This is a genomic window from Streptomyces sp. Ru62 (genome assembly GCF_002920615.1).
Lineage (GTDB): Bacteria > Actinomycetota > Actinomycetes > Streptomycetales > Streptomycetaceae > Streptomyces.
Window position 1 is genome coordinate 32198 of record NZ_PQSU01000013.1, and the last position, 18754, is coordinate 50951.

The 18754-nt window shown below is 71.7% G+C and carries 18 protein-coding genes; 9 read left to right on the forward strand and 9 right to left on the reverse strand.

Translation table 11 applies throughout. The features are described from left to right. The first annotated feature begins 149 nt into the window (after positions 1-149). The 3 genes from C3492_RS18850 to C3492_RS18860 all read left to right on the forward strand — a co-directional run bounded on the left by C3492_RS18850 (position 150) and on the right by C3492_RS18860 (position 2161). Positions 150-1010: a helix-turn-helix transcriptional regulator gene (locus tag C3492_RS18850; protein WP_103812900.1), complete on the forward strand. Its 861-nt coding sequence runs from the start codon at positions 150-152 to the stop codon at positions 1008-1010. Next, entirely contained in the window at positions 1011-1265 is a 255-nt protein-coding gene (locus C3492_RS18855; RefSeq protein ID WP_103812901.1) for a DUF397 domain-containing protein, read from the forward strand. 86 nt (positions 1266-1351) lie between these two features. Then, the gene (locus tag C3492_RS18860; protein WP_103812902.1) at positions 1352-2161 is read left to right on the forward strand and encodes an SAM-dependent methyltransferase; all 810 of its coding nucleotides are present in this window, start codon (positions 1352-1354) and stop codon (positions 2159-2161) included. 32 nt (positions 2162-2193) lie between these two features. Here the strand turns inward: C3492_RS18860 and C3492_RS18865 are convergent, their stop codons facing one another. Continuing rightward, the gene (locus C3492_RS18865) at positions 2194-3633 is read right to left on the reverse strand and encodes a PLP-dependent aminotransferase family protein (protein WP_103812903.1); all 1440 of its coding nucleotides are present in this window, start codon (positions 3631-3633) and stop codon (positions 2194-2196) included. A gap of 46 nt (positions 3634-3679) precedes the next feature. Here C3492_RS18865 and C3492_RS18870 point away from each other — a divergent pair, with 46 nt between their 5' ends. After that, on the forward strand, positions 3680-4210 hold the full coding sequence (locus tag C3492_RS18870) for a carboxymuconolactone decarboxylase family protein (protein ID WP_103812904.1): 531 nt from the start codon (positions 3680-3682) through the stop codon (positions 4208-4210). A gap of 60 nt (positions 4211-4270) precedes the next feature. On the opposite strand, the gene C3492_RS18875 is transcribed toward C3492_RS18870, so the two are convergent. The 3 genes from C3492_RS18875 to C3492_RS18885 form a co-directional block, all read right to left on the reverse strand. Then, positions 4271-5758: a glutamate synthase subunit beta gene (locus tag C3492_RS18875; RefSeq protein ID WP_103812905.1), complete on the reverse strand. Its 1488-nt coding sequence runs from the start codon at positions 5756-5758 to the stop codon at positions 4271-4273. A 209-nt stretch (positions 5759-5967) separates the two neighbouring features. Next, on the reverse strand, positions 5968-6447 hold the full coding sequence (locus C3492_RS18880; RefSeq protein ID WP_103812906.1) for a DUF1772 domain-containing protein: 480 nt from the start codon (positions 6445-6447) through the stop codon (positions 5968-5970). Positions 6448-7106: 659 nt separating this feature from the next. Then, on the reverse strand, positions 7107-7805 hold the full coding sequence (locus tag C3492_RS18885) for a DUF2293 domain-containing protein (RefSeq protein WP_181140443.1): 699 nt from the start codon (positions 7803-7805) through the stop codon (positions 7107-7109). A gap of 384 nt (positions 7806-8189) precedes the next feature. Here C3492_RS18885 and C3492_RS18895 point away from each other — a divergent pair, with 384 nt between their 5' ends. After that, on the forward strand, positions 8190-8822 hold the full coding sequence (locus C3492_RS18895; RefSeq protein WP_103812907.1) for a uridine kinase: 633 nt from the start codon (positions 8190-8192) through the stop codon (positions 8820-8822). 416 nt (positions 8823-9238) lie between these two features. On the opposite strand, the gene C3492_RS18905 is transcribed toward C3492_RS18895, so the two are convergent. Continuing rightward, on the reverse strand, positions 9239-10366 hold the full coding sequence (locus C3492_RS18905) for a magnesium and cobalt transport protein CorA (protein WP_103812908.1): 1128 nt from the start codon (positions 10364-10366) through the stop codon (positions 9239-9241). Between the two features lie 176 nt (positions 10367-10542). Here C3492_RS18905 and C3492_RS18910 point away from each other — a divergent pair, with 176 nt between their 5' ends. Continuing rightward, positions 10543-11337 carry a methyltransferase gene (locus C3492_RS18910; protein WP_103812909.1) on the forward strand — a complete coding sequence of 265 codons (795 nt, stop codon included), beginning with the start codon at positions 10543-10545 and terminating at the stop codon, positions 11335-11337. Positions 11338-11504: 167 nt separating this feature from the next. Here C3492_RS18910 and C3492_RS18915 read toward each other — a convergent pair whose 3' ends face one another. After that, complete coding sequence (locus C3492_RS18915; protein ID WP_181140444.1) at positions 11505-12428, reverse strand: carbohydrate kinase family protein; 924 nt, start codon at positions 12426-12428, stop codon at positions 11505-11507. After that, complete coding sequence (locus tag C3492_RS18920) at positions 12425-13333, reverse strand: pseudouridine-5'-phosphate glycosidase (protein WP_103812911.1); 909 nt, start codon at positions 13331-13333, stop codon at positions 12425-12427. The genes C3492_RS18915 and C3492_RS18920 overlap by 4 nt, the downstream gene beginning before the upstream one ends. A 99-nt stretch (positions 13334-13432) precedes the next feature. Between C3492_RS18920 and C3492_RS18925 the strand changes: the two genes are divergently transcribed. Next, positions 13433-13864 (forward strand): VOC family protein, encoded by a 432-nt coding sequence (locus C3492_RS18925; RefSeq protein ID WP_103812912.1) that lies wholly within the window; start codon positions 13433-13435, stop codon positions 13862-13864. Positions 13865-13880: 16 nt separating this feature from the next. On the opposite strand, the gene C3492_RS18930 is transcribed toward C3492_RS18925, so the two are convergent. Next, a complete protein-coding gene (locus C3492_RS18930; protein WP_103812913.1) occupies positions 13881-14435 on the reverse strand; it encodes a methylated-DNA--[protein]-cysteine S-methyltransferase in 555 nt (184 codons plus the stop codon). 41 nt (positions 14436-14476) lie between these two features. Further along, the gene (locus C3492_RS18935; protein ID WP_103812914.1) at positions 14477-15349 is read right to left on the reverse strand and encodes a glycerophosphodiester phosphodiesterase family protein; all 873 of its coding nucleotides are present in this window, start codon (positions 15347-15349) and stop codon (positions 14477-14479) included. A 277-nt stretch (positions 15350-15626) separates the two neighbouring features. Here C3492_RS18935 and C3492_RS18940 point away from each other — a divergent pair, with 277 nt between their 5' ends. Together C3492_RS18940 and uvrB are read left to right on the forward strand one after the other, a co-directional pair. After that, a complete protein-coding gene (locus C3492_RS18940; protein ID WP_103812915.1) occupies positions 15627-16505 on the forward strand; it encodes an MHYT domain-containing protein in 879 nt (292 codons plus the stop codon). A gap of 40 nt (positions 16506-16545) precedes the next feature. Beyond that, a complete protein-coding gene (uvrB, locus tag C3492_RS18945) occupies positions 16546-18693 on the forward strand; it encodes an excinuclease ABC subunit UvrB (protein ID WP_103812916.1) in 2148 nt (715 codons plus the stop codon). Positions 18694-18754 lie beyond the last annotated feature (61 nt).

Genomic DNA, 18754 nt, shown 5'->3' on the forward strand with positions numbered 1-18754 from the left:
GTGTGACTCGGTCAGGGCTCGTGGCAGACTGCTCGCAACAGCACGTCGCGCGGCGCCAATTGGAGTCGTCGGAGGTCCGGTCCGATCTTCGAATGAATCTTCGAACGGCGCCGCAGGGCTGTCAGCGAACTTTCGGTGGAGGTGGGAGCGTGAGCGAACCGCGGTCCGCGCCGACGGTGGGCCAGGTGGTCCTCGGCCGGCGCCTGCTGGACCTGCGGGAACGCGCCGGGCTGAAGCGCGAGGAGGCCGCCCGCGTCCTCCGTGTCGCCCCCGCCACCGTCCGCCGCATGGAGACGGCCGAGGTCTCCCTCAAGATCCCGTACCTCCAACTGCTGCTGAAGGCCTACGGCGTCCCCGACGACGAGGCCGAGGTCTTCGTCCAACTGGCCGAGGAGGCGAACAAGCCCGGCTGGTGGCAGCGGTTCCACGACATCCTGCCCGGCTGGTTCTCGATGTACGTCAGCCTGGAGGGTGCGGCCAGCCTCATCCGCTCCTACGAACCGCACTTCGTCCCCGGCCTGCTGCAGACCGAGGACTACGCACGCGGGGTGCTGAAATCCGGTGCCGTCGGCCAGACGAGCCCGGAGGACATCGAGCGGCACGTCGCGCTGCGCATGCAACGCCAGCAACTGCTCACCCGTCCCGACGCCCCCCGCTTCTGGGTGGTGATGGACGAGACCGCCCTGCGCCGCCCCGTCGGCGATCCGGAGGTGATGCGTGCGCAGATCGACAAGTTGCTCCAGGCCACGAAGCTGCCCCATGTGACGCTCCAGGTCGCTCCGTTCGCCAACGGGCCGCACCCGGGGACGTACGGGCCCTTCGTGCTGTTCCGATTTGCCATGTCAGAACTGCCGGACATGGTCTACAGCGAGTACCTGACCGGCGCCGTCTACCTCGACGCGCGCACCGAGGTGGCGACCCACCTGGAGGTCATGGACCGCATGGCGGCGCAGGCCGCTACGGCACAACGCACGAAGGAGATCCTCCGGGATCTCCGCAAGGAGCTGTGAATGGATCGCATCAAGCCGCGCGGACGCGTCTACAACGGCATGCCCGCGCGGGAACTGGGCAGCGAGGGGTGGCACAAACCCTGGAGCGGCGGCAACGGCGGAAACTGCCTGGAGGCCATGAAGCTGGCCGACGGACGCATCGCCGTACGCCAGTCGACCGACCCGGACGGGCCGGCCCTGATCTACACCACGGCCGAGATGACCGCGTTCATAGAGGGTGCCAAGGCGGGGGAGGCCGATTTCCTGCTGTCCTGACTCCGGCGTGTGTTGTTTATTGGTCAACTGCCTTACCGTGAAACCGATCCGATCAACCATCGCGTCCGACGCTTACGGAGTGCCGCATGACAGGGCAGGACCCGACGGCCATCGAGATCGACACCAGCAGGCCGCATCCCGCGCGGATGTACGACTGGTATCTCGGCGGTAAGGACAACTACCCCGTCGACGAGGCGATGGGCCGGCAGATGCTGGCCCTCGACCCCCGGGTCCCGGTGATGGCCCGGGTCAACCGCGCGTTCATGCACCGCGCCACGCGCTGGCTGGCCCAGCAGGGCGTACGGCAGTTCCTGGACATCGGTACCGGCATACCCACCGAGCCGAACCTGCACCAGGTCGCCCAGCGGATCGCACCCGACGCCCGGGTCGTCTACTGCGACAACGACCCGATCGTGCTGGCCCACGCGGCGGCGCTGCTGCGCAGCACCCCGGAGGGCGTCACCGAGTACCTCCAGGCCGATGTCCGCGACCCGGACGCCATCATCGAGGGTGCCCGGCGAATCCTGGACCTGGACCGGCCGGTCGCCCTCTCCGTGGTCGCCCTGCTGCACTTCATTCCCGACGAGGACGGCGCGCACGCCCTCGTCTCCCGGCTGCTGTCCGCCCTGCCGTCCGGCAGCTACCTGATGATGACCCACGCCACGGCCGACTTCACGCCTGAGGAGTCGGCGGCGGCCGTCGAGAAGCTGAAGGCCGCCGGCGTCACCCTCGCCCTGCGTTCCCGCGAGGAGTTCGCCCGCTTCTTCACCGGCCTGGACCTGGTCGACCCCGGCGTCGAGATCGTCCACAAGTGGCACCCCGACCTGGGCGAACCGGTCCCCGGCCAGGACGAGGGCGTGATCCCGGGGTACGGGGCGGTGGCACGCAAGCCGTAGGCAGGGATCCCCCGGGCTTCTGCGGCCCTGCCTCACCCCGGTGGCAGCACCCCGCACAGTGCCTCCAGCGCGGCCCCGTAGGCGTGTTCGGCCGGGGCCGCGTATCCCACCACGAGGCCGTCGCCGGCATTCGTCGGACTGCGTGGATGCCGGAACGCGGCGAGACCGTCGAGGGCCACGCCCTGCCACACGGCGGCCTTCACCGTCGACCGCTCCGTGCCGGGCGGCAGCCGCAGCACCGCGTGCAGCCCGGCCGCGATCCCGGTCACCTGGATGTGCGGCGCCTGCGCGGCGAGCGCGGCGACGAGCCGGTCCCGCCGGCGCCGGTACCGCTGCCGCATACGCCGCACATGACGGTCGTACGACCCACAGGCGACGAAGTCCGCGAGAGCGAGCTGGTCCAGCACGCTCGCCCACGCCTCCCGCTCGCCCTTCGCCGTCAGCACCGGCTCCACGTACCGCCGCGGCAGGACCATCCAGCCCAGCCGCAGCGCCGGCGACAGGCTCTTGCTGACCGACCCGATGTGGATCACCCGCTCCGGGTCGAGCCCCTGAAGCGCGCCGACAGGCCGGCGGTCGTACCGGAACTCGCCGTCGTAGTCGTCCTCCAGCACCACCGCCCCCCGCGCGCGTGCCCAGTCGATCACCGCCGCCCGGCGCTCCGGGTGCAGCGGGCCGCCGGTCGGGAACTGGTGCGCGGGCGTCAGCAGCACCGCCCGCTCGCGCCCCAGCGCGTCCACCCGCGCCCCGTGCTCGTCCAGCGGCAGCGCTACGGTGCGCACGCCGGCCGCCGCGAGCAGTTCCCGGTGGAACCCCAGCCCGTACGCCTCCACGCCCAGCGGACCGCGCAACACCCCGCCCGCACCCGGCCCGTCCTGGACGCCCCGGCCGAAGAGAAGCCGCAGCGCGTGCGCGAAACCGGAGCAGATCACGATCCGGTCCGGCTCGGTACGCACCCCACGCGCGCGAGCCAGATACTCCGTCAGGGTCTCGCGCAACTCGCGGCGCCCGGCGGGATCGCCCGGTCCGAACGCCTCGCTCGGCGCCGCCTGCAGCGCCCGGCGGTACGAAGCCGCCCATGCCCCACGCGGAAAGGCCGAGGCGTCCGGCGCCCCCTGCCGCAGGTCGTGCCGCGGCCCCCGCGCGCGCAGAGGCGCCCTGACGGGCGTTCGCCCGGTGTCACGCAGCGGCTCGGCCCGCTCGGCCACCCGCGTCCCGGAACCCTGCCGGGCGGTCAGCCAGCCCTCCGCGACCAGCTCGGCGTACGCGTCGGCCGCCGTGTTGCGGGCCACCCCCAGGTCCGCGGCGAGCGACCGGTACGGCGGCAACCGGGTGCCCGGCGCCAACCGCCCGCTGCGCACGGCCTCGCGCAGTGCCCTGGTCAGTGCCGCCCGCCGGCCACCCGGTCCCGACAGCTCCAGGTGCAGATCCGCACCGATCCGCTCCGCGGAATTGACCCACGATTCCGTCATGGAAATGCACCCTACAGCCGGTCTTTTCGGCCCCTAGGTTGAAGCCATGACGACGAACACGACCACCGCGACCGCCATCACCGTCGACCTCCCGAACGGCATCGCCACGGCCGAGGCCGCCCGCACCCGCCTGGACTTCGCGAAGGCGGCCCCGAAGGTGTTCCGGGCGATCGTCGGCCTGGACGCCGCCGCCCGCCAGGGCCTCGACCCGGCCCTGGTCGAACTGATCCAGATCCGCGCCTCCCATCTCAACCACTGCGCCTACTGCCTGCACATGCACACCAACGACGCCCGCAGGGCCGGCGAGAGCGAGGACCGGCTCCACATGGTCGCCGTCTGGCGCGAGGCCCGGCACTTCTTCACCCCGAAGGAACAGGCCGCCCTCGCCCTGACGGAGGCGGTGACCCTGGTCGCCGACGGCGGCGTCCCCGACACCGTCTACGCGGAGGCCGCCGCCCACTTCGAGGACCAGGAACTGGCCCACGTCCTCTCCCTCATCCTCACGATCAACACGTGGAACCGCGTGGCCCTGGCCACGGGGAAGGTCGCGGGCACGGACGAACGCGCCGCCGGCTGAGCGGGCCGCCGCCACCGATTCCCGGCCGCACCCGTGCCCGTCCGGCTCGCTGACGGTGAATCAGACCACCATCGGCCGATCCGTGGGCCGGATCGGGGCCGGGAGACTGGAACTCCCCGTCAGATAGTGGTCCACGGCCGCCGCGACCGCCCGCCCCTCGGCTATCGCCCACACGATGAGCGACTGCCCGCGCGCCGCGTCCCCCGCGGCGAACACCCCTGGGGCGTTGGTCGCGAAACCGTCGTCCCGGGCGATCGTCCCGCGCGGCTGCAACGCCAGCCCCAACTGCTCGATCAGACCGTCCTCCTGGTCCGGCCCGGAGAACCCGAGGGCGAGCAGTACGAGGTCGGCGGGGAGCGTCCGATCGGTGCCCGGCACCGGACGCCGCTGCTCGTCGACCTCCACCAGATGCAGTGACCGCACATTCCCCCTCTCGTCTCCCTCGAAGCGGAGCGTGGACGCCGCGAACAGCCGCGCGTCCGCGTCCGCCGCCGGTGCCGTACGCAGCTCCCGCGCCTCCTCGTGCGCGGCCGACAGCCGGTAGATCTTGGGGTACGTCGGCCACGGCTCGGTGTCCTCGTCGCGCTCCGCATCCGGCTGGGCGTAGATGTCCAGCTGGGTCACGGACGCGGCTCCCTCGCGCACCGCGGTGCCCAGACAGTCCGCCCCGGTGTCCCCACCGCCGACGATCACGACGTGCTTGCCGGCGGCCGACAGCGGCGATACCTCCAGATCCCCCTCGCACACCCGATTGGCCAGCGGCAGGTATTCCATCGCCTGGTGTATCCCGTCCAACGCACGGCCCGGCACCTCAAGTTCCCGCCACGCCGTCGCACCCGTGGCGATCACCACCGCGTCGTACCGGGACCGCAGCTCGGCCGCGGGGACGTCCCGGCCGACCGCCGTCGACGTACGGAACTTCGTCCCCTCGGCCCGCATCTGCTCGATCCGCCGCTCCAGATGCCGTTTCTCCATCTTGAACGCGGGGATGCCGTACCGCATCAGCCCGCCGATCCGGTCGTCCTTCTCGTACACCGCCACCGTGTGTCCCGCCCGGGTCAGCTGCTGTGCCGCGGCCAGTCCGGTGGGCCCGGAGCCGATGACGGCGACCGTCTTCCCGGACAGCCGCTCGGGCGGGCGGGGCGGCGTGAAACCCTCCTCCCACGCCCGGTCGGCGATCGCGCACTCGACGTTCTTGATGGTGACGGCCGGCTGGTTGATCGCCAGCACGCACCCCGCCTCGCACGGTGCCGGACACAGCCGCCCGGTGAACTCCGGGAAGTTGTTGGTGGCGTGCAGCCGGTCGCTCGCCGACCGCCAGTCCTCCCGCGCGACCAGGTCGTTCCACTCGGGGATGAGATTGCCCAGCGGGCAGGCCTGGTGGCAGAACGGGATGCCGCAGTCCATGCAGCGGTCGGCCTGCTTGCTGATGATGGGCAGCAGCGCGCCCGGGACGTACACCTCGTCCCAGTCCCGCACCCGCTGCCCGACGGGCCGCCGCGGCCACTCCTGGCGCGGCGTGGTCATGAACCCCTTGGGATCGGCCATGGCGTCTTCCTCGCGTACGGGCACCGGAGGCACCGGGTGTACGAAGGGCCGTGCGTCTTCGGGCGGCACTCTTCCGGCCACGATACGTCTCCGCCGACGCCCGCGCAGAGTGGGGGACAGCGCTTTCTCCCGGGGGTCGCGACGCCGGTGCGGTGTGAGGTGGTGCGGTGCGCGATGGTGCGCTGCGCGACGGTGCGGTGCGGGGAGGCTCAGGCGAGAGCCACTATGTAGACCAAGGACGCCGCGGCAGAGGCGACCGTCCGGACGTGGTTCCAGAACGTCCACTCGCGCACATACGCCGGCCAGTACACCGCGGCCTCCGGCGCCCCCGGCGTGAGCCGGGCCAGGCGGTCGTTGCGGGGCACGTTCGCCACGATCGTCAACCCGAACGAGCCGACCAGGTACAGCGCGCTTCCCAGCAGCAGCTCCACCTTCCCCTCCTCCGGCCACACCACGAACGTCACCACCGCGATCAGCGCGCTCGCCGCCGCCGATCCGGCGAACAAGGTCATGAAGGCCGGCCGTACCGCCGCGACGTTGATCGCGTTCATCGCCGCCACGCCCTGCGCGGGCGGCAGCGCCGCGAGCCCCCGCATCACGAAGGTCGAGAACCCGCAGAAGACACCGGCCACCAGCCCGGTCCCGACAACGCCCACCACGACCAGCACGAAGAACGGCCCGCCGATCATCCCCAGACCCCCATCCCGTCCCACCCGGACCGCCGCCCGGCACCGACATCACCTTCACGCGCCGGCGCACCCCGTGCACCTACGCACACGTCCCGACCGCTCACACAGCTCCCCGCCCCTCCGGTCGCCGCAGCGGGGGCTGCGCGCAACCGTGCCGCTGGGGCATGGGTGGGTGCTGGGGGGAACGCCTCCCATGGGTGGGTGCTGGGGGAGCGCCCTCCGGGGAGGCACCCCGCCGGCGCGGGCAGGCGTTGCCGACCCAGCCAGCCAGCCAGCCAGCCAGCCAGCCTTGGCCCGGCCCGCCCAGCCTTTGCCCGCTGTCGCACGGACCCTGCGGACGCCGGCGGTCGCCCGCTGACGACCCCTGTCGTGGATGCCCCAGCCGGGCGGCCCGTGGGTGTCGGTGCCTGTCCCGGAGCCGCCGCCCGGTCGTCCTTCGCCGCCCGGTCGCGCAGGCCCCAGCAGTGTCGCCGGTTGCACGAGGTCCCGCCGACGCCCTGGTCGCATGAGCCCCAGTGGCCGCCTCGTCGCATGAGCCCCAGTGGCGCCGCCACCGCAAACGCCCCAGCCGAGATCCGCTCTGCTGACACCCCGGGCGCGTGCTCGCTCACGCATACCCCGGCCCGCCACCCCGTCCGCGTCACCCCCCACGCCCTTCCTCAACCCACGTCTTCCTCCCCATTCGCCTGCCACGCCCGCAGCACGCTCTCCACGGTGCCCGCGATCCGGCGCCGCGCCTCGTAGCGCGGTACCCCGCTCATCAAGAGCTGGTCGTACGCCGTGTCCCCATGCCGTACGCCCGCCACGACCGCCGAGATCACCGCCCCTTCGGTCAGTGCCCGCCCGGCCGCGCTGCGACCCACCCGCCCACTGCCCCGCACCGACGCGTGGGCCGCGATGGCGCGGGCCCGCTCGGCCGGGCAACCGGGGAACAACCCAAGGATCTCGGCCGCGAACGCCGCCGCGAACCGTTCGTCCTCCGCCGCCCGGCGCCGCGCGTCCCGCGCCCGCCGCCGACGCCGGGCCTCGGAATCCGCCAGACAGCGGATCTCGGCCCGGGCCAGCGCGGCCTCCTCCACGAGCACACCCTGACGTTCGTAGCGGCTCTTGCGCCGGTTGAACCGCACGACCACCACCGACAGCGTGCTCTCCTCCCGCGACCTGCGAGTCAGGGCCGTGTCGCCGCGCGGCAGGAACACCAGGTGGCCGAGGTCGGCGCAGTCCAGGCAGCGCGGCGCCCCGTCCTCGAGCACCAGCAGCGACAGCGGACCACGCCGGCAACCAGCACACCGCTTGCGCTTCAGCGGCTGGATGACGACAAGCCGACCGGGGGAGTGGGGAGTTGCGGGAAGCGCCATACGCGGTACTTTCCCCGTCACCGCCCACGCCTCCCACGCCGGCCTTCGCCGCTTCCCCGTCCGCCAGGTGCCAGTTCCCTCCCCTCGTCCCTCCTCCTGTGCACCTCCCGTATGTCCCCGTAGGCCCTCCTCCCCCGTCTTCCGCCCGCCACAACGACCCGTCCTCCCGTCGCAAGACCCCCCCCGTGTCGAGTACGCCCTCACCCTCCTCGGTCGCACCTTGATCCACCTCCTCGGTCACACCTTGATCCCCCTCCTTGACGCCGCCCGCGCCTGGAGCGAAAGCCACCTCCCCGCCCTGTTCGCGGTCCGCCGCGCGGCCGGACAGCCCACCTGACGCCGGCACCCGCTCCGCTCTTGTCCGCCACCCGGCATCATGGGCCTGTGCGACTGGAAGCGATCACCTGGGAGCGGCTGGCCGAGCGGCTTGCCGACCGGCTGGCCGGTGCCGAGCCGGCCGACGGCGCGGCCTGGCAGCGCGTCGGCTTCGACGGGGCTCCGGCCGCCCGTCCGGGAGACCTCGCCGCGCGTGTCGGCGAGGCGCTGCGGGTGCGCGGCAGGCCCTCGCTCGTGGTCGGCGCCGAGGGCTTCCTGCGCCCCGCCTCGCTCCGTCTGGAGCACGGGCGGCGGGACGCGGAGTCGTACTACAACGGATGGTTCGACACGGGCGCCCTGTGGCGGGAGGTCTTCGGGCCGCTCGACCCCGGAGGCAGCGGGCGGATCCTGCCAGACCTGTGGGATCCGGCCACGGACCGGGCCACCCGCAGTCCCTACGTCCAACTCCCGCCCGGCGGGATCCTGTTGATCCACGGTCCCCTCCTGCTGCGTCACTGGTTCCCCTTCGATCTGTCAGTGCACCTCTTCCTCTCCCCGGGCGCCCTCCGCCGCCGTACACCCGAGGCCGACCACTGGACCCTCCCCGCCTTCGAGCGCTACGAGGCCGAGACCGACCCGGCCGGGACGGCGGACGTCCTGGTGCGAGCCGACGACCCGCGCCACCCCGCCTGGAGCGGCTGATCCGCGAGCGCCGCCCGCAGATCCAGCCGGTGGGCCACCTTCGGCCCCTCGACGATTCCCTCCGCCCTCTACTGGGCGGCACGACCTTCGCCGGTATCGCCATGCTCGGCACCGACGGCGCCCCGCAGAATCCCGTTTGTCTGGATCGAACGCGAGGGCGACAGCGTGCTCTTCTCGTCCGTCGACCGCCGTTGGAAGGTGCGCCCGGATCTCGGCCGAGTGACAGGGGGCCGCCAGTCGAAGACGGAGACGACGAGACCCGCGTGATCGTCACGGTCGTTCGGCGGAAGGTCGTGACCTTCTCACCCTGACCGGCCGCAGCCGCCGTGTCCCCGGGCCCCACGCGAACCGGCACCCCGCGGTCCGGTCCCCGCGGCCCCGGTTCCTGCGGCTCCGGTCCCCCGAGTCCCCGCCGCTCAGAGCCAGCCGTTGCGCCGGAAGCCCCGGTACACCGCCAGACAGGCCCCCGCCGTCACGGCCATGATCAGTGGATAGCCGAACCGCCAGTGCAGCTCCGGCATGTGCTCGAAGTTCATGCCGTACACCCCGCACACCATCGTCGGCACGGCGATCACCGCGGCCCAGGCCGTGATCTTCCGCATGTCCTCGTTCTGCGCCACCGTCACCTGTGCGAGATGCGCCTGCAGGATCGAGTTGAGCAATTCGTCGAAGGCGGCGATCTGTTCCTTGGCCCGGATCAAGTGGTCGAGCACATCCCGGAAGTAGGTCTGTATCTCCGGGGCGACAACCCGCATCGGCCGGGTCGCCAGCTCCTCCACCGGGCGGCCCAATGGCACCACCGCCCGCTTCAGCTCCAACAGCTCACGCTTCATCTGGTAGATGCGGCCCGCGTCCAGACGCGCGCCGTTCTCCGAGAACACGTCCGTCTCGACCTGGTCGATGTCGGCCTGCACCGCGTCCGTCACGCTGAGGTAGTCGTCGACCACATGGTCGGCGATCGCGTGCAGCACCGCCGCCGGCCCCTTGGCCAGCTGGTGCGGGTCAGCCTCCAACTCCTCGCGCAGCGGCCCCAATGAGCCGTGGCGGCCGTGCCGCACCGTGATCACGAAGTCCTCGCCGACGAACACCATGATCTCGCCGGTGTCCACCACCTCGCTGGTCGCCGTCAGCTGCTCGTGCTCCACGTAACAGACGGTCTTGAACACCGCGAAGAGCGTGTCCCCGTAGTGCTCCAGCTTCGGCCGCTGGTGTGCCTCGACCGCGTCCTCCACCGCCAGCGGATGCAGGTCGAACAGCTCGGCGATACCGGTGAACTCACGGTCCGTCGGCTCGTGCAGCCCGAGCCAGACGAAGCCCTCTCCGGTCTTGCGCACCAGCCGTACGGCATCCACCAGGTCGGCGCACCCGGGCACGCGCACGCCGTCCTGGTACGTCACGCAGTTCACCACCGAGGAGCCCAGCGGCGACCTGGCGGGATGGCTCAGGTCCACGCGCGGCCGGCGCCGGGCCAACCGCGCCACCTTGCGCAGGCCGCCGACCCTGCTCAGCCCCGTGACCTTCCGCAGATTCCCTGCCATGGACATCTGGATCTCCTCGTGTGGATCTCCTCGCGTGACGCTTTCGCGCCTTGCCCGGCAAGTGTGCCAGTCCCAGGCGAAGCGCGGGCAAGCCTGTGGGAACAGGGAGTTCCGCTTTGTTCCCGCCTGTGGATGACCGGGCGACCGAGCCGGACGGTCCGGCTGACTGGGAGGATCGGAGCATGGCGAGCTCCGACGGATACCTCCTGGACAACCGGCAGAACGAGGCGGGTGAACGCTTCGACGCCTTCACCGCCCTCTTCGACCCCACGACCTTCCGGCACCTCGAAGGACTCGGTATCGGTCCAGGCTGGCGCTGCTGGGAAGTGGGGGCGGGCGGCCCCTCCGTGGTGTCCTGGCTCGCCGAGAAGGCGGGGCCGTCCGGTCAGGTCGTCGCCACCGACATCGACACCTCCCGGCTCACCGCCCCGGCCCGCCCGCCGGTGGAGATCCGCGTCCACGACGTGGGTGCCGAGGAGCCTCCGGGGGAGGGCTTCGACCTGGTCCACGCCCGGCTCGTCCTCGTGCACGTACCCGACCGGGAACGGGCGCTGCGGAACATGATCAAAGCCCTGCGGCCCGGCGGGCGCTTGCTGATCGAGGACGCCGACCCCGCCCTCCAGCCCCTGAGCTGCCCCGACGAGTACGGCCCCGAGCAGCGGCTCGCCAACCGGCTGCGCCAAGGCTTCCGCAAGCTGCTCGCCGACCGCGGCGCCGACCTGTCCTACGGCCGTAAACTCCCGCGGCTGCTGCGCGAGGCGGGACTGCACGAGGTCGAGGCCGACGCGTACTTCCCCGTGGCCTCGCCCGCCTGCACCGCGCTGGAGGCCGCGACCGTCCGTCAGATCCGTCACCGGCTCGTCGCCGCCGGGCTGGCCACCGACGCGGAGATCGACCGGCACCTGGCCAACGTGGAGACCGGCACGATGGACCTGACCACCGCGCCGATGATCTCGGCGTGGGGACGCAAGGGGTAGCCGGCGGCAGCGGGGCACTTGGGGCTGCCGGACCGTTTCAGCATCCGGTGGCCCCGCGCGCCTGGAGCCACCGCGGGCAGGGCCCTGAAGCCGGGCGGAGGCCGAGATCCAGCCATCGTCCACAGGCCCCGACACCTGGCAGAGGCGGCCGGCATGTCCCCGGCCGCCTAACCGCCGTCGCCCGGATGCGGTGGTCTGCCGCCCACCCGTCCCACCGCCATCGCACCCGCCCGGCAACCCCGTGCCGCCGCTTCCTCCGGGGCCGCGCCGGCGAGCAGGGCGGCCAGGAACGCACCGGTGAAGGCGTCACCCGCGCCCGTGGTGTCCCGGGGCTCGGCAGGCACGGCCGGAACCCGGGCCGGCGCGGCGCCGGCCCGGGCCACGAGCGCTCCGTCCGCACCCGCCTTGGCCACCACCAGCGGCACGAGACGGCTCAGCTTCGCCGCCGCGTCCGCCGGATCCGGCAGCCCCGTCAGCAGACACGCCTCGTCCCGGCTGGGCAGCAGCACGTCCAGCCCCTCGGCGAACGCCAGGAAGCGGTCCACCCCCAGCTCGATCAGGAAGCCGGCCGAGGCCGGGTCCAGGCTGACCGGCACACCACGCGCGCGTGCCGCCGCGAGCGCCGTTTCCGCGAGCGCCCGGCTCGACTCCGTGAACAGCAGATAACCCGACAGATGCAGCCGGGCCACCCCGTCGATGAGCGCGTCCGACCAGTCGGCGGGGCCGAGCCGCAGGGATGCCCCGCTGTCCGTCAGGAACGTCCGCTCGGCCTCCGCGCCCGTGTCGACGAGGCAGATCACGGTCCCGGTCGTCGCTTCCCGGTCCACCGCGAGCCGGGGCCGCACCCCGGCCGCGACCAGTTCGCGCTCGTGCCACGCGGCGGCGTCCGCGCCCACCCGCCCCAGCAGCCGTACGTCCGCGCAGCCCGCGTGGGCGGCCCAGCAGGCCACATTGGCGCCCGCGCCGCCCGGCAGCCTCCGGATCACGGCGGCCGTGTCGGTGCCGGCCGCGAGCGGCCCCCGATGCCGGGCGATGACGTCCGTGACCACGTCGCCGACGACCAGCAGCGCGCCGCTCCCGACCGAGGTCACCCCCGGGTCCACGCCGAGGCGATCCGCGCCGCGAGCCGGACGTTGCCGCGTACCGCCGCCAGGTTGGCGCTCAGCGAGGCACCGTCCGTGTGCCGGACCAGGTGGTCCAGCAGGAACGGGGTCACCGCCTGCCCGGTGACCCCCTGCTCCGCGCAGGCACGCAGCGCGTCGGCGAGCACACGCGCGTGCAACTCGGGATCGAGCTGCTCCGCCTCCGGGACGGGGTTGGCGACGATCAGCGCCGACTCGGGCGCGTCCAGCGCGTCCTGGGCACGCATGACGGCGGCCACCTGCTCCGGGGTGTCCAGCGTCCAGTCGACCCGATGTCCCGAGTCCGACAGATAGAAACCGGGGAACCGGTCCGTGCCGTACCCGGCGACGGCCACGCCCAGTGTCTCCAGCCGCTGCAGCGTCGCCGGTACGTCCAGGATCGACTTCACGCCCGCGCACACCACCGTGACCCGGGTCCGCGCCAGCAGCCCCAGGTCGGCCGACTCGTCCTGGGTCACGGTCCACTCCCGGTGCACCCCGCCCAGCCCACCGGTGGCGAACACCCGCAACCCCGCCAGGGAGGCCAGCTGCGCCGTCGCCGACACGGTGGTCGCCCCACTCGCCCCCGCCGCCACGGCGAGCGGCAGGTCACGATGGCCCAGCTTGCGGATGCCGTCCTCGTTCGCGACCCGCTCCAGCTGGTCCTTGTCCAGGCCGACCCGGGGCCGCCCGTCGAGCACGGCGATGGTCGCCGGCACGGCACCCTCCCGCCGCACCGCTTCCTCCAGCTCCAGCGCCACCTCCATGTTGCGCGGACGAGGCAGGCCGTGCGCGACGATCGTGGACTCCAGAGCCACCACCGGCCGCCGCGCGTCGATCGCCTCCCGGACTTCTTCCGACACCACCAGCACCACGTGCCCGCCTCCTGTCCGTCGGTCCTTCCTAGTCTCTGGCGGGCGCCGGCCACGGATAAACGCTTGTGACCCGTCGCGGGGGCCAGCAGCCTGGTGCACATGAGGAACAACACCACGCGCCTCGATCACGTCGTCCTGTGGGTGGCCGACCCGGCCGCCGCGGCCGACTTCTACGAGACGGCCGTCGGCCTGGCACCGGTCAGGGTCGCCGAGTTCGCGGAGGGCAAGGTGGCCTTCCCCTCCGTACGCGTCAACGACGACACCATCCTCGACCTCGCCCCGCACGACTTCGCCGACCAGATGAGGATGCTGCCCGGTTCCGCCGACAGCGCGGGCCACCCCGTCAACCACGTCTGCCTGTCGCTGCCGTTCGAGGCCTTCGACGCCCTACGGGCCCGCCTGCAGGAACACGGTGTTCCCGTGTCGGGCATCGACCACGGCTTGTCCGGCGCCCGCGGCAACGCCACGCGCAGCTTCTACTTCCGCGACCCGGACGGCAACATCTTCGAGGCCCGTCACTACGACGACTAGCCGCGCCCCGGACCGGTCAGAACAGCGGCTCCGGCAGCACACCCTCCAGGGCGAGCAGCTTCCGCTTGGTCTCCAGGCCGCCCCCGAAACCGCCGATGCCGCCACCGCTCTCCACCACCCGGTGGCACGGCACGACCACCGGCAGCGGATTGGCGCCCATCGCCGCGCCGACCGCCTGTGCCCCGCCGGGCTGGCCGACCCGGCCCGCCAGATCGCCGTACCCCACCACGGTGCCGTACGGCACACCGGAGGCCAGTTCGCGCAGGACCTGCCGGTTGAAACCGGAGATCAGCGACCAGTCCAGCGGCAGGTCGAAGTCGTGCCGCCGACCCGCGAAGTACGCCCGCAGCTGGCGTATCGCCTCGGCCAGCAGCGGCGAGTCCGGATCCTCCACGGGATCGGCGCCCAGCCGTGCGGCCAGTCGCTCCAGCGCCCGGTCGCGCACCGCGTCCGAGGCGTGGAAGACGACGTTGACCAGACCGTCGCGGGTCGCCGCCAGCATCAGCGGGCCGATGTCCGTCCCGACGACGGCCCACACGAGCCGCTGCTCATCCTGCCCATGGCTGTCCATGCGCCTACCGTACGACCCGCCACTGACACCGCCCGCCCGCCTCAGTCCGAACCCAGCGCAGCCCGCACCATGTCGGGCTTGTTGGTGATGATCCCGTCTACCCCGTAGCCGGCGACTTTCCGGGCGGTGGCCGCGTCGTCCACGGTCCAGGCGAAGAGCTCCAGCGACCGGCCGTGCGGTCCGTCCAAGGCGTGCACGGAGGCGACGTACCCCCGGGAGAGGGACCCGTACGAGGGATTGATCAGATCCGTGAAGCGCGTGAACCGGGGCAGCTCGGCCACGGCGGGCGTACCGAGGTAGCCGGTGATGACCGCCGGCTTCAGCTCGTGCACGGTCCGCACGCTGTCGGCGCTGAAACTCTGCACGATCAGCCGCCCCAGGTGCCTGCCGTCCAGCCAGCCCTCGTTGCCGAGGAGCTTCAGCGTCTGCTGCTCGATGCCCGGGTACAGCTCCGGATTCTTGATCTCCAGGAGAAGTTTCTCGTGGTTGCGCTCGATCCGGCGCATGTACTCCTTCAGGGTCGGCACGCGCGCGCCCGCGTAGACGGGGGAGAACCAGCTCCCCGCGTCCAGCCGGGCGATCTCGGCTGCGGTGAAGTCGCGCACCCTCCACGGCGCCCGGTCGGGGAAGACCTCCTCGGCGTCCGTCGTGCGCTCCAGCGTCTCGTCGTGCAGGACGACCAGCTCGCCGTCCTTGGTGCGCTGGACGTCGTTCTCGACCCAGGAGAAGCCCAGTTCGGCGGCCTTGTCGACGGCGGCCAGCGTGTTCTCGGGTGCGTAGGTGGAGGCGCCCCGGTGGGCGATCACCGTGGGCACGCCGTGCTCGCCCGCCCGGGCATCGGACGTGGGGCTCAGCAGGGCGGCCACCGTCCCCAGGGCCGCGGCGACCGGGGCGGCGACTACGCGCGCGTGCATGCGTACTCCTCGCATCGAGCGGATACCGACAGCAACAGACTGACAGCACTGAGTCAACGGCACTCGGCGCACGACGGCCACACATTGAATGGAGTTGTCCAAGTCCGCACACCGGTGCCGCACAACTGCGGCAAGGCCGTGTTTCTTTGCCGGAAAATCGTTCGACCATTCCAGTGGGGGTCATACTCTCTGCGACAACCCTGACCGCCCGTGCGGTCCTGGGACGGGGAGTATTCGGGTTTTCCGGGACACAAGAAGGCGGGAAGGGCAGCCGCGGATGCAAGGCACGGTCGACGGATTCAGCTACGGGGCCGTCACCCCGTTGGTGGCCTACCTGATGGCGTGCCTCGGCGGCGCCCTCGGCCTGCGCTGCACCACACGGTCCCTGCTGGTCACGCACGCACGGCGGCCCGCCTGGCTGGCCCTCGGCTCGGCGGCGATCGGCTCCGGCATCTGGACCATGCACTTCGTCGCCATGATGGGCTTCAGCATCAAGGAGGCACCGCTCCACTACGACCAGGCGATCACCTACGCGAGCCTCGCCCTCGCCATCGTCATGGTCGGCGTCGGGATCTTCATCGTCGGCTACCGGGGCGCCACCGGCACCGCCCTCTTCACCGGCGGCACGATCACCGGTCTGGGCGTCGCCTCGATGCACTACCTCGGCATGGCGGGCGTCCGCTTCCACGGACGGTTCACCTACAACACGTTCACCGTCGCCGCCTCCGTCGTCATAGCGGTCGTGGCCGCCACCGCCGCCCTGTGGGCCGCCGGACAGGTGCGGGGCTTCCTGTGGAGCGTCGGCGCGAGCCTCGTCATGGGGCTCGCGGTCAGCGGCATGCACTACACCGGCATGGCCGCCCTGAGCGTCCACCTCGACGGCGCCTCCCACACCGCCGGGGGCGCGCCCGCCGCCTCCGTGCTGGTACCGATGCTGATCGGCCCGCTCGCCTTCCTGCTCCTCGCGGGCGTCGTCGTGATCTTCGACCCGCTGATGGTCTTGGGCCGGCCCGACTGGCGGCCCGTCGAGCAGAAGCCGGGCGTCCCGGCCGCCGCCGTCGCCTCCCACACCGAACGCCGCCCGACCGTTCACGACGGGCGCCGGCCCGTGCGCCGAACCGAGCACCACGCCTCCCGCACCCCGCAGAACCGCTGATCGGAGCCCGTTGTCAGTGCGGGGTCGTACGGTTGATGTCATGCGGCCCGTTTCCCACATCGAACGCACGGTGGCGCCCTTCGAGGTCGTCAGCCCCTACCAGCCCAGCGGTGACCAGCCGGCGGCCATCGCCGAGCTGGCCAAGCGCATCGAGGCCGGTGAGAAGGACGTCGTCCTCTTGGGCGCGACCGGCACCGGCAAGTCCGCCACCACCGCGTGGATGATCGAGAAGCTCCAGCGCCCCACCCTCGTGATGGCGCCGAACAAGACGCTGGCCGCCCAGCTGGCCAACGAGTTCCGCGAGCTGCTGCCGAACAACGCCGTCGAGTACTTCGTCTCGTACTACGACTACTACCAGCCCGAGGCCTACGTCCCGCAGTCGGACACCTACATCGAGAAGGACTCCTCGATCAACGAGGAGGTCGAGCGCCTGCGCCACTCGGCCACCAACTCGCTGCTCACCCGCCGCGACGTCATCGTGGTCGCCTCGGTGTCCTGCATCTACGGCCTCGGTACTCCACAGGAGTACGTGGACCGCATGGTCACCCTCAGGGTTGGCGACGAGATCGACCGGGACGAGCTGCTGCGCCGCTTCGTCGACATCCAGTACACGCGCAACGACATGGCATTCACCCGCGGCACCTTCCGGGTGCGCGGCGACACCATCGAGATCTTCCCGGTCTACGAGGAGCTGGCCGTCCGCATCGAGATGTTCGGTGACGAGATCGAGGCGCTGTCGACGCTGCACCCGCTCACCGGCGAGATCATCAGTGACGACCAGCAGCTCTACGTCTTCCCCGCCTCCCACTACGTCGCCGGCCCCGAGCGTATGGAGCGGGCCGTCAACGACATAGAGAAGGAGCTGGGGGAGCGGCTGGCCGAGCTGGAGAAGCAGGGCAAGCTCCTGGAGGCCCAGCGCCTGCGGATGCGCACCACGTACGACATCGAGATGCTCCGCCAGATCGGCACCTGCTCCGGCGTGGAGAACTACTCGATGCACTTCGACGGCCGCTCGCCGGGCTCCCCGCCCAACACGCTGCTGGACTACTTCCCGGACGACTTCCTGCTCGTCATCGACGAGTCGCACGTCACCGTCCCGCAGATCGGCGCGATGTACGAGGGTGACGCCTCCCGCAAGCGCACCCTCGTGGACCACGGCTTCCGCCTGCCCTCCGCCCTGGACAACCGGCCGCTGAAGTGGGAGGAGTTCCAGGAGCGCATCGGGCAGACCGTCTACCTGTCGGCCACCCCGGGGCCCTACGAACTGTCGCGCTCGGACGGCTTCGTGGAGCAGATCATCCGCCCGACCGGCCTGGTCGACCCGGAGGTCGTGGTCAAGCCCACCGAGGGCCAGATCGACGACCTGGTGCACGAGATCCGCAAGCGCACCGAGAAGGACGAGCGGGTCCTCGTCACCACGCTGACCAAGAAGATGGCCGAGGACCTCACCGACTACTTCCTGGAACTCGGCATCCAGGTGCGCTACCTGCACAGCGACGTCGACACCCTGCGCCGCGTCGAGCTGCTGCGCGAACTGCGCTCCGGTGAGTACGACGTCCTGGTCGGCATCAACCTGCTCCGTGAGGGCCTCGACCTGCCCGAGGTGTCCTTGGTGGCGATCCTGGACGCCGACAAGGAGGGCTTCCTCCGTTCGGGAACCTCGCTGATCCAGACCATCGGCCGAGCGGCGCGCAACGTCTCCGGCCAGGTCCACATGTACGCCGACAAGATCACCCCGGCGATGGAGAAGGCCATCGAGGAGACCAACCGCCGCCGGGAGAAGCAGATCGCCTACAACAAGGCGAACGGCATCGACCCGCAGCCGCTGCGCAAGAAGATCAACGACATCGTCGCCCAGATCGCCCGCGAGGAGGTCGACACGGAGCAGCTCCTCGGCTCCGGGTACCGCAAGGCGAAGGACGGCAAGGGAGCGAAGGCCCCCGTTCCGGCGCTCGGCGACAAGGCGGCCAAGGGCGCGAAGGCCGGAAAGGCCGCCAGGACGGCCAAGGGCAAGGCGGTGCCGACGGACCGTCCGGCTGCGGAACTGGCGGAGCAGATCGAGGAGATGACCGAGCGCATGCGTGCCGCCGCCGCGGAGCTGCAGTTCGAGATCGCGGCCCGGCTGCGCGACGAGGTCTCCGAGATGAAGAAGGAGCTGCGCCAGATGCGCGAGGCCGGCCTCGCCTGAGTCTTTGCCCGCTACCGTCGCTCGGCCCGATGCCAAGTGTTGCAACCCCGACACAAAGCCC

What these genes read in the sequence shown, in the direction of transcription:
- C3492_RS18855 (WP_103812901.1), top strand. Translation starts at nt 1,011, where the DNA reads ATGGATCGCATCAAGCCGCGCGGACGCGTCTACAACGGCATGCCCGCG.
- C3492_RS18860 (WP_103812902.1), top strand. Translation starts at nt 1,352, where the DNA reads ATGACAGGGCAGGACCCGACGGCCATCGAGATCGACACCAGCAGGCCG.
- C3492_RS18865 (WP_103812903.1), bottom strand. Translation starts at nt 3,633, where the DNA reads ATGACGGAATCGTGGGTCAATTCCGCGGAGCGGATCGGTGCGGATCTG.
- C3492_RS18870 (WP_103812904.1), top strand. Translation starts at nt 3,680, where the DNA reads ATGACGACGAACACGACCACCGCGACCGCCATCACCGTCGACCTCCCG.
- C3492_RS18875 (WP_103812905.1), bottom strand. Translation starts at nt 5,758, where the DNA reads ATGGCCGATCCCAAGGGGTTCATGACCACGCCGCGCCAGGAGTGGCCG.
- C3492_RS18880 (WP_103812906.1), bottom strand. Translation starts at nt 6,447, where the DNA reads ATGATCGGCGGGCCGTTCTTCGTGCTGGTCGTGGTGGGCGTTGTCGGG.
- C3492_RS18885 (WP_181140443.1), bottom strand. Translation starts at nt 7,805, where the DNA reads ATGGCGCTTCCCGCAACTCCCCACTCCCCCGGTCGGCTTGTCGTCATC.
- C3492_RS18905 (WP_103812908.1), bottom strand. Translation starts at nt 10,366, where the DNA reads ATGTCCATGGCAGGGAATCTGCGGAAGGTCACGGGGCTGAGCAGGGTC.
- C3492_RS18910 (WP_103812909.1), top strand. Translation starts at nt 10,543, where the DNA reads ATGGCGAGCTCCGACGGATACCTCCTGGACAACCGGCAGAACGAGGCG.
- C3492_RS18925 (WP_103812912.1), top strand. Translation starts at nt 13,433, where the DNA reads ATGAGGAACAACACCACGCGCCTCGATCACGTCGTCCTGTGGGTGGCC.
- C3492_RS18930 (WP_103812913.1), bottom strand. Translation starts at nt 14,435, where the DNA reads ATGGACAGCCATGGGCAGGATGAGCAGCGGCTCGTGTGGGCCGTCGTC.
- C3492_RS18935 (WP_103812914.1), bottom strand. Translation starts at nt 15,349, where the DNA reads ATGCACGCGCGCGTAGTCGCCGCCCCGGTCGCCGCGGCCCTGGGGACG.
- C3492_RS18940 (WP_103812915.1), top strand. Translation starts at nt 15,627, where the DNA reads ATGCAAGGCACGGTCGACGGATTCAGCTACGGGGCCGTCACCCCGTTG.
- uvrB (WP_103812916.1), top strand. Translation starts at nt 16,546, where the DNA reads ATGCGGCCCGTTTCCCACATCGAACGCACGGTGGCGCCCTTCGAGGTC.